Origin of the sequence: Streptococcus suis YS161 (genome assembly GCF_002760245.1) — a bacterium.
Classification (GTDB): domain Bacteria; phylum Bacillota; class Bacilli; order Lactobacillales; family Streptococcaceae; genus Streptococcus; species Streptococcus suis_I.
Window position 1 is genome coordinate 1 of sequence record NZ_ASCA01000045.1, and the last position, 2894, is coordinate 2894.

3 protein-coding genes are annotated in these 2894 nt (G+C 40.8%); all 3 read right to left on the reverse strand.

Translation table 11 applies throughout. The features are described from left to right. Nucleotides 1-141: 141 nt before the first annotated feature. The 3 genes from SST111_RS06460 to SST111_RS06470 all read right to left on the reverse strand — a co-directional run bounded on the left by SST111_RS06460 (nt 142) and on the right by SST111_RS06470 (nt 2861). Nucleotides 142-1614 carry a VirB4-like conjugal transfer ATPase, CD1110 family gene (locus tag SST111_RS06460; RefSeq protein WP_099810412.1) on the reverse strand — a complete coding sequence of 491 codons (1473 nt, stop codon included), beginning with the start codon at nt 1612-1614 and terminating at the stop codon, nt 142-144. Next, entirely contained in the window at nt 1592-1945 is a 354-nt protein-coding gene (locus tag SST111_RS06465; protein WP_024390213.1) for a PrgI family protein, read from the reverse strand. The genes SST111_RS06460 and SST111_RS06465 overlap by 23 nt, the downstream gene beginning before the upstream one ends. A 61-nt stretch (nt 1946-2006) precedes the next feature. Further along, nucleotides 2007-2861, reverse strand: coding sequence for a conjugal transfer protein TrbL (locus tag SST111_RS06470; protein WP_099810413.1), 855 nt, complete (start codon nt 2859-2861; stop codon nt 2007-2009). Between the last annotated feature and the right edge of the window lie 33 nt (nt 2862-2894).

Genomic DNA, 2894 nt, shown 5'->3' on the forward strand with positions numbered 1-2894 from the left:
GTATTCTTATCCTAACAGTCCATCCGATTTTAGGCTATCAGACTTTCCATATTGTCCCACAGGCTTCCCAACATGACCGTTACCAGTCAAGCAGGCTGTGGTAGGATTACTCCAAATGGATAGAGTAGCTAAACTAGCAATTTACAACACGACTTCTTGTCGCACCTCATTTTCTGGGTCAACAATAATAATTTCAGTATCACTATCTGATTCCTTGAGCTTTGTAGAGATGATTTCATGTTTTGTCGCCATCCCTTTCCCCGCTCCAGAAGTCCCTAAAATCAAACCTGACGGAGTATTTAACTTGCCTCGGTCAATACTGATGATATTACTTGAGATTTGATTGATGCCATAAAATTTCCCACCCTTGTCCTGAATATCTACGGAAGTCCAAGGTGCATTCACGGCAATGTTTGAAGTCAATAGAGACCGAGAAACACCTTCAAGATAGTTCTTCCCAAATGGCAAGAGACTATTAAAGGCAGCTTCTTGCATATAGGTCAAATTATCAATAATCATATCATTAGACCCTGCCACTTGCTTGATAATATCAAGAGATTGTTTGAGTTGATCTTCAGTATCCGCCAGCACGCCAATTAGAAATACGGTATCAAACAGCTTATCTCCTGTTTGGGTCATGGTTTGAAGAAGAGCTTCTGCTTCATCGATGTTGTTTTCAAGAACATGGCCGACCTTCTCCAAATAGATGCCAGTCCGAGCCATCTTTTGTTGTTCCCCAATTTTTTGTGATTCCATCAAGGTCTTCTTGGTTCGTAGCTTGGTCATGGTTTCAGACTTGGTAGAGCCTTTAGCATGTAGGCTAATCATCACTTCCAAATCTGACTGAATGAGGTCACGAATAAATTTATCCCCTAGCTCCATACCATAGTCACGAACATAGACAATCTGTAATAATCGATCGTCCAATTCAACATGATTCTTGTGTTTAAAGGAAAGGTAGGTTGGGGCAATAAAGTGTTTGGTGGATTGACCTGACAGGGTTAAATCCTTGTAAGAGAATGGTAAATGATTTTCACCTCGTAACATATCCGCAAGGACATTCACTCGCTCCTCTCCACCAAGCAGACCAAGAGACACATCAATCTCAGAAAAGCCACTCTTGAAATATTCCCCAATCTGTGACAGAGAACGAAAAGCTAGTTTTGGTGTTTGGTCGCTCTTGCCAAATGAAAGAAACTTGACAGCCGAAAAGTTGTTCTCGCCCGCCTCTAAGTTGGCATTCATCATGCGATTTAATTCATCACGATAAGCATCAAGCCCATCTTCCTGCAAGGGATAGAGAATACTCTTACGGAATTTTTCCAGATTGACCTTTTGATTGAAAATGGTCAGTTGGAAATTGGTCTTATCATCCAGTGAATTGATTAAATCGGAATATTTTTCAACTATAGCTCCTTTATCATCTAAGCCAACTGTTTGATAATTGACATCTCCTAAGAGATAGGTTTGTGAGAAATAGCTTGGACTGACCTGCATAAGGCCATTTTGAAAAAGTCCTTGATAGGCTAACGTATTTACGGTAGAAGGTCTGATCTCCTGCTTCTGTGTTTTCGTCTTTTGCTTTTGGTCATTAGAAGATGTCTTTGGTTTCATTGAGTGTTTTAATTTTTTCACGTTGGTCTCCTTTTCTTCCAGTAAATGTACGATCTGGTACTGTTAGTTCATAATGAAAACGATACTTGAGGTAGGTTTCAAATGGTAAATCGTTGGGGCGATAGACCCCAAATAACATGAGTGGAATGGTAAAGCTAAAAACAAAACCATAGACAAACCAATCCCCAAATTGCCAGTAAAATAGGTTCAAGCCCAATACCAAAATGGTTAGGGCGACGGCTGGAAATACAAAAATAACCTGTCTAGTTGTAAATCCCAGCCATGCCCTGTGTTGAACCTTTGAGATGTCCTTAAAGACACGTGTGTTCATAAATGTTCTCCAATCTAAGTAAGCTATAAAAAGAGGAGGCGAGATAGTGACTCCCTTCCTCCTACATCCCCAAAATACTTCGGGCGGTTCGTTGACTGCCAACTAAGGCAATGATTAACAATATGGCCTGTACCAAGCCACCAAACATAATGGCAAGTGATTCCATCACTCCAGCTCCATTTGATACGGCAATCTTTCCAGCCGATTCAAACAAGGGAACAAGAGATACAATTAGAAAAATCAAAATACCTTGAACGGCATAGACCATGATGTTTTTAAGGTAACCAATCCCAACACTTCTCCAGTCATCACTAAGGAAGGTCGGAATGGTAACAGGGGCAAAAGGAATCATCAGATAGAGTTGGATAAAGCGAATGGTAATCAAGATATTGACAACCATGATGCTGGCCATTCGTACCAACCAAATGAGAATCGCAAAAAAGCCAATAATCATTTTTCCTACAATTCCAGATCCCTTAATGCCTGATATGGTATCATAATTAGCACCACCATTCGTGACAAGACTTGCCACTTGTTCAATAACATAAGAGGCAATGGCAATAATAGCTTCCACAATAACCGTCGTATTGGTAATCACGACCGCGACCATGATGTAGCTGACAATCATAGGTGCTATGGCTTCAAAGGTCATTGCACCACCTGAGTTTGCGATTTTCTTGGCCATTTTTGAAAATTCGAGTACGAGAACAACCGCAAGAATAGCTACTCCCAAGGGTTGCATAATCCCCTTGGTAATGGCTGTCATGTAAGACCACACCGTCGGATTAAAGTCCGCTAGTGACTTAACCAAGTTGGCGGTTGATTCTAAATCCACTTGAAACCCTTCAAAAAGGCTGTCGCTAGATACTTTTTCAGAGGCTAGATATACAAAAGGTGACGTAAAATTCATTATCATGTCATGTGCTGTCCTCCCCTAAATGGTAATCTG